The organism is Clostridium sp., from assembly GCF_036643715.1.
Taxonomy (GTDB): domain Bacteria; phylum Bacillota; class Clostridia; order Clostridiales; family Clostridiaceae; genus Clostridium.
On record NZ_JAVXRL010000022.1, the window covers coordinates 37,855 to 44,921 of the forward strand.

Below are 7,067 nucleotides of genomic sequence, written 5' to 3' on the forward strand. Positions count from 1 at the left end.
TTTTAGCAATATTATCTAATTAATTATGGAAATTTATTTACTTTAGAGAAAATTTTTGTTATCATAATTAATAGAGATAATAATTGTTATTTATTAAAATTAATTGTTCATAAGAGGTGTTATAGATGAAGTATTTAGAAGTAAAAAAAGATATTTACTGGGTAGGAGCACTTGATTCAGACTTAAGAGTGTTTGATATTATAATGTATACTCCATACGGAACTACTTATAATTCATATGTAGTAAAAGGAAGCGAAAAAACTGCATTATTTGAAACAGTAAAAGAAAGATGCTTTGACGAGTATTTAAAAACTCTTGAAAGTATAGAAACTAACCCTGCAGATATTGATTACATAGTTGTTGATCATACAGAACCAGATCACGCTGGATCAGTTGGAAAAATATTAGAACTTGCACCAAATGCTAAAGTTGTTGGATCAATGCAAGCTATATCTTTCTTAAAAGAAATTATCAATAGAGACTTTGACCACATTATCGTAAAAGATGGTGATGAAATTTCTCTTGGTAATAAGACATTAAAATTCATATCAGCTCCTTTTTTACATTGGCCAGATTCAATGTACACATATGTTGTAGAAGATAATGTTTTAATAACTTGTGATTCATTTGGTAGTCACTATGCAACTGAAGAAATGTTCAATGATCAAATAGTAGATAAAACAAACTATTACGAAGCTTTAAGATACTACTACGATTGCATCTTAGGACCTTTCAAGCCATTTGTATTAAAGGGAATTGATAAGATTAAAGATTTAGATATTGATATAGTTTGTCCAGGACACGGTCCTATTTTAAGAGACAATCCATGGGAAATTATAAACCTTTATAAAGAATGGAGCACTCCATCTAAACCTAAGATAGACGGAGATAAGAAAGTAACAATATCATACGTTTCAGCTTATGGATATACTGAAGAATTAGCTAATGCTATTAAAGAAGGTATTAAGAGAAGCCATAATGTTGAAGTTAAGATGTACGATATAATAAAACATGAAACTCCTGAAATATTAAAAGATATTGAAGATTCAGATGGATTATTATTCGGTTCACCAACTATAGTAAATGAATTGCTACCACCAGTTAGAATGCTTTTAGCAAACTTAAATCCAGTAATTCATGGTAAGAAATATGCTGCTGCTTTTGGTTCATACGGATGGAGCGGAGAAGCTGTTCCTAGAATAGAAAGTAGACTTGAAGAGTTAAGAATGAAATTAATTCACCCAGGATTCCGTGTTAAGTTTAGACCTTCAGAAAAAGAAATAGAGGAAGCTAAGAACTTTGGAGATACATTTGCTAAAGCAATGTTTGGAGAAATAGACTTTAGAAGTATTGACCACGGTGCTTGTGACGTAACTACAAAATAAAATAAAAGGTGAGATTTTTTAAATCTCACCTTTTTTATATTTTCTCTATTTCATATCTTAAATTTTCCATCTTTTTATCTAAAACTGTTATCATATCTGCACATTCTTTTAGCTCATCAGAAATATTATCTAATGATTTATCCCTGTATTTATAATATATCTTATGTTCTAGACTTGCCCAAAAATCCATAGCAATTGTTCTAATTTGTATTTCAACTGGAACATTTCTTGTACCAGTTGATAAGAATACTGGAATAGTAACAAGTACATGTAAACTTCTATAACCATTTTCTTTAGGATTTTTTATGTAATCTTTTATTTTTATAACATTTACATCATCTTGTTTAGTTAATATTTCAAAAATTCTATAAATATCTTCTGTAAAAGAACATATTATTCTAATTCCTGCAATATCTTTAAGTTCCTCCATAGCATTTTCAGGTGTTGGATCTATACCTTTATTCATTAGCTTTTGAGCAATGCTTTTTGGCTTTTTGATTCTACTATTAATATGTTCTATTGGATTATAATCATGTAGATTTTTAAACTCGTTATTTAATATATTAAGCTTTGTACTAATTTCTTGTACTGCAAATTCGTATACTACTAAAAGATCTCTCCAAGCTATTAACTCTTCATTTTTTATAAATTCATTAACGTCTATACTGTTATTTATAAATATTGAATTTTTCATAATATAATCTCCCCTTTTAAGACAAAATAACTACTAATTAAGATAAATTATAACATAAAAAAGAGCCGCCTCAAAATTAACTAATCTTATTAGTTATTTAAAGCAGCCCTATTTATTTTATTAGTTTAATGCTTCTATTCTAGATTTTACAGCATCTAGCATTTCAACATATTTGCTTCTTTTTTCCTTTTCACCTAAAACAACACTCTCTGGTGCTTTAGCTACGAATCCCGCATTTGAAAGTTTTTTATCTATTCTTTCAATTTCGCCTTCTAACTTTTTAACTTCTTTTGTTAGTCTTTCTAGTTCCTTTTCTCTATCTACTAAATCAAGAAGTGGCATAAATAATTCACCACCCTTAACAACAAGTGATACAGCATTTTCTGGAACTTCTTTTTTATCATTAATAAATGATACGTTAGAAGCTGATGCAAGCTTTTCAATATATGCAGCACCTGATGTAAATGCATCTTTAGCTTCATCTGATATATAACATATAACATTAGCTTTTCTTGATGGTTTAACATTCATCTCAGCTCTTAAGTTTCTTAAGTTCTTAATAGCTTCTATGACAAATGCCATATCATCTTCAGCTTTTTCATTTTTAAATTCTTCATTGTATTCAGGCCACGCTGATAATGTTATAGTTTCTTCATCTTCATTTAAGTGTGTAAATATCTCTTCTGTTATGAATGGCATAACTGGGTGAAGTAATTTAAGTCCTGTTTCTAAAACTGTAAATAGTACGTTGTATACTATTCCCTTAGCTTTCTCATCATCACCATATAAAACTGGCTTAACAAGTTCTATATACCAATCACAGAATTCAGTCCACATAAAGTCATAAACTTTTTGTAGTGCAATTCCAAGTTCAAAGTTATCCATATTTTCAGTAACTTCTTTTACTAATGTATTTAAGTTTGAAAGAATCCACTTATCAGCTAAGCTATATTCTTTTGTATCTTTATATTTATCCATTACTTCTCTATCTAAATTCATCATAACGAATCTTGAAGCATTCCAAATTTTATTTGCAAAGTTTCTTGCAGATTCAACTCTCTCTGGATAATATCTTATATCATTTCCTGGAGCATTACCAGTAACTAACATAAATCTTAATGCATCAGCACCATATGTGTCGATAACTTCTAATGGATCTACTCCATTACCTAAAGATTTACTCATTTTTCTTCCTTCAGAGTCTCTTATAATACCGTGTATTAATACATTTTCAAATGGACTTTCTCCCATGTTATGTAATCCACTAAATATCATTCTAGCAACCCAGAAGAATATAATATCATATCCAGTAACTAATGTATTAGTTGGATAGAAATATGCTAAGTCATCAGTTTTTTCTGGCCATCCAAGAGTTGAGAAAGGCCAAAGTGCTGAACTAAACCATGTATCTAAAACATCAGTTTCTTGTTCTAAATTATGACTTCCACACTTTGCACAAGTAGTTAATTCTCCTTCTGATGCATTTACGTGTCCACAGTCATTACAATACCATACTGGTATTCTATGTCCCCACCATAATTGTCTTGAAATACACCAATCTTGAATGTTTTCCATCCAGTTAAAGTATGTTTTTTCAAATCTTTCTGGTACAAACTTAGTTTCTTTATTTTTTACAACTTCAATAGCTGGTTCTGCTAAAGAATCCATCTTTACATACCATTGTTTTGATATTATTGGTTCTATTACAGTTCCACATCTATCATGAGTTGATACGTTATGAGTATGGTCTTTTACTTTTACTAATAGTCCAAGGTCTTCTAAGTCCTTAACCATAGCTTTTCTTGCTTCATATCTTTCAAGGCCCTTATATTTTCCGCCTTTTTCATTTATGAATCCTTTATCATCCATAATTCTTATTTGAGGAAGATTATGTCTCTTACCTACTTCAAAGTCATTTGGATCATGTGCTGGAGTTATTTTTACTGCTCCTGTTCCAAATTCTATATCAACATAGTCATCTCCAACTATTGGAATCTCCCTATCTACTAATGGAAGTATTAGAGTCTTTCCAATAAGATGCTTAAATCTATCATCATTTGGGTTTACAGCAACTGCTGTATCTCCAAGTAAAGTTTCTGGTCTTGTTGTAGCAATTTCTAAAAATCCACTACCATCTGTTAATGGATAATTAATGTGCCAGAAATGTCCGTTTTGTTCTTCATATTCTATTTCTGCATCTGATAATGCAGTTTGACATTTAGGACACCAGTTAGTTATTCTATTTCCTTGGTATATAAGACCTTCATTATATAGCTTAACAAATACGTGCTTAACAGCTTTATCTAAATGTTCATCCATTGTGAATGCTTCTCTAGTAAAGTCAGCTGAACAACCCATTTTCTTAAGTTGAGTTCTTATTCTACCTCTATATTCATCTGTCCATTCCCAAACTTTTTCAAGGAATGCTTCTCTTCCCATTTCTTTCTTTTTAAGCCCTTCTTTTAAAAGTTCATTTTCAACTTTTACTTCTGTTGCAATTGATGCGTGGTCTTGTCCTGGAAGCCATAAAGTTTCAAATCCTTGCATTCTCTTAAATCTTATAAGCATATCTTGAAGAGTATTATCAAGTGCATGACCTAAGTGTAACTTACCTGTTATATTTGGTGGTGGCATAACTATTGAATAAGGTTTCTTATTCTTATCTACTACTGGTGTGAAATATTTGTTATCTTCCCAAGTTTTATAAATTCTATCTTCGAATTCTTTCGGGTCATATGTTGTGCTAATGTTTCTTATATCTTCTGACATTAATATTCCTCCTTTAATTCCTTTTAAATTAAATCATTCTAAATTAGATTTATTGTATAAAAAAAGAGCTTTCATCCTAGAAAGGACGAAAGCTCGTGGTACCACCTTAATTCTTACAAAAATTAAAATTAATCTTTATAAGCTCTTAATTTAAATAACGATCTTAGTGAGACCGTCTTTAGTTACTATAATTTCACTAAAGAAGCTCCGAAGCTACCTTCAAAATATTCTGCTTAAAGGGCTCTCACCATAATCCCTTCTCTCTTTAAAGCTTACTATCTTTACTCCTCTTCATCTTAGCTGTTTAATATATCAATATTTACTTATATATGTTATAGCAATAATTATTATTTGTCAACATATTAATTGTTTAAAGTTGCACTTGCTTCTTTTAAAGTAGTTAAAACTTCTTTATTTTCTTTATTGCTTGTAACTTCTTCAGTCTCATCTTTCATCTTCTTAAATGCAACTGAAAGCATAAGCTTTATTCTATTTACTTGGTTTACAACTGAAGCACCAGGATCATAATCAACTGCAACTATATTAGCACTAGGATAATTTTTCTTTAATGCTTTCATCATACCCTTACCTGTTACATGATTTGGTAGACAAGCAAAAGGTTGCATACAAATTATGTTATCAGCACCTGATTTAATAAGTTCTATCATCTCTGCTGTTAGGAACCATCCTTCTCCAGTTTGATGTCCAAGAGATAGTATTTTTGATGCGAAACCACCTAATTCTTGTATCTTCTTAGTTGGTTCAAATCTATCACTCTCTTTTAAGGCTTTATTCATTTCTTTTCTGAAGCTTTCCATATACTTCATTGCAAGTATACTTAAATCTCTAGTCTTTTTAGAGAAACCTAAATATTTATGCTTAAAGTCACTATCATAAGTTGAATATAAGAAGAAGTCTAAAAGATCTGGAACAACAGCTTCCGCTCCTTCACTTTCTAAAAGACCTACAATATCATTATTTGCTGTTGGATGATATTTTACTAATATTTCACCAACAACTCCAACTCTTGGTTTCTTGATATTTAGCAGCTCTAATTCATCGAATTCTTTAACTATATTTTTAATATTTTTATTAAATTCTCTCTTGCTTCCATTTTTTAGATTCTCTTTTGCAATCTTATTCCACTTATCGTGAAGTCTATTACTTGAACCAGGAATAGCCTCATATGGTCTTGTTCTATATACTACTCTCATAAATAGATCTCCATAAACAAGTGCCATTAGCGCTCTCTTTATAAACTTAACAGTTATTTTAAATCCTGGTTGTTTCTCAAGTCCAACAGCATTTAGTGAAAGTATTGGAATGTTTGTATACCCTGCATTTTTAAGTGCAAGCTTTAAGAATCCAATGTAATTTGTTGCTCTACATCCTCCACCAGTTTGAGAAATTATAACTGATGTGTTGTTAATATCATACTTCCCTGATTTTAATGCATTTATTATTTGCCCAATAACTATAATTGATGGGTAACAAGCATCATTATTTACATATTTTAATCCTTCTTCAATAGCACCCGGATCATTTTCTGGTAATATTTCCAAATTGTATCCTGCAGAATTTGCTGCAACTTCTAACATATTAAAGTGAATTGGTGACATTTGTGGACATAAAATAGTATGACTTTTTCTCATTTCTTTAGTAAATACAGGGTTTTTATACTCTATATTTTCTTTAACTGGAGTGTAGTTATTTCTTCTTCTTTCCTCAATAGCTGCTTTTAAAGATCTTATTCTTATTTTTGCAGCTCCTAGGTTATTACCTTCATCTATTTTTAATACAGTATATATTTTACCCTTTTCTTCTAATATTTCATTTACTTGATCAGTTGTAACAGCATCTAATCCACATCCAAATGAATTTAACTGTATCATCTCTAATACTTCTGAATCTCTAACATAAGCCGCTGCTCTATATAATCTTGCATGATATGTCCATTGGTCTACGACTCTAAGTGGAGCATCAAGCTTTCCTAAATCTGAAACACAATCTTCTGTAAGTACTGCCATTCCAAATGATGTAATTACATCTGGGATACCATGATTTATTTCAGGGTCTATATGATAAGGTCTTCCTGTTAAAACAATACCTTTTTTATTGTTTTTCTTTAAGTACTCAATAACTTCTAATCCTTTATCTCTTATATCTTTTTTATAATTTTCTCTCTCTTTAAATGCTTTTTCTACTGCTACTTTAGCTTC

At 30.3% G+C, this 7,067-nt stretch carries 4 protein-coding genes and 1 other annotated feature; of the genes, 1 reads left to right on the forward strand and 3 read right to left on the reverse strand.

What is annotated here, in order from left to right; genetic code table 11:
- The first annotated feature begins 125 nt into the window (after positions 1-125).
- Complete coding sequence (locus tag RSF37_RS08220) at positions 126-1,385, forward strand: FprA family A-type flavoprotein (RefSeq protein WP_332563922.1); 1,260 nt, start codon at positions 126-128, stop codon at positions 1,383-1,385.
- A gap of 34 nt (positions 1,386-1,419) precedes the next feature.
- Here the strand turns inward: RSF37_RS08220 and RSF37_RS08225 are convergent, their stop codons facing one another.
- The 3 genes from RSF37_RS08225 to RSF37_RS08235 all read right to left on the reverse strand — a co-directional run.
- Positions 1,420-2,079, reverse strand: coding sequence for a GTP pyrophosphokinase (locus RSF37_RS08225; RefSeq protein ID WP_332563923.1), 660 nt, complete (start codon positions 2,077-2,079; stop codon positions 1,420-1,422).
- Positions 2,080-2,199: 120 nt separating this feature from the next.
- The gene (locus RSF37_RS08230; protein WP_332563924.1) at positions 2,200-4,848 is read right to left on the reverse strand and encodes a valine--tRNA ligase; all 2,649 of its coding nucleotides are present in this window, start codon (positions 4,846-4,848) and stop codon (positions 2,200-2,202) included.
- A gap of 78 nt (positions 4,849-4,926) precedes the next feature.
- Positions 4,927-5,155 (reverse strand) — a binding site (T-box leader).
- Positions 5,156-5,210: 55 nt separating this feature from the next.
- On the reverse strand, positions 5,211-7,067 hold a 1,857-nt coding region (locus RSF37_RS08235; RefSeq protein ID WP_332563925.1), incomplete at its 5' end, for an acyl-CoA dehydratase activase-related protein.

What these genes read in the sequence shown, in the direction of transcription:
- RSF37_RS08220 (WP_332563922.1), top strand. Translation starts at nt 126, where the DNA reads ATGAAGTATTTAGAAGTAAAAAAAGATATTTACTGGGTAGGAGCACTT.
- RSF37_RS08225 (WP_332563923.1), bottom strand. Translation starts at nt 2,079, where the DNA reads ATGAAAAATTCAATATTTATAAATAACAGTATAGACGTTAATGAATTT.
- RSF37_RS08230 (WP_332563924.1), bottom strand. Translation starts at nt 4,848, where the DNA reads ATGTCAGAAGATATAAGAAACATTAGCACAACATATGACCCGAAAGAA.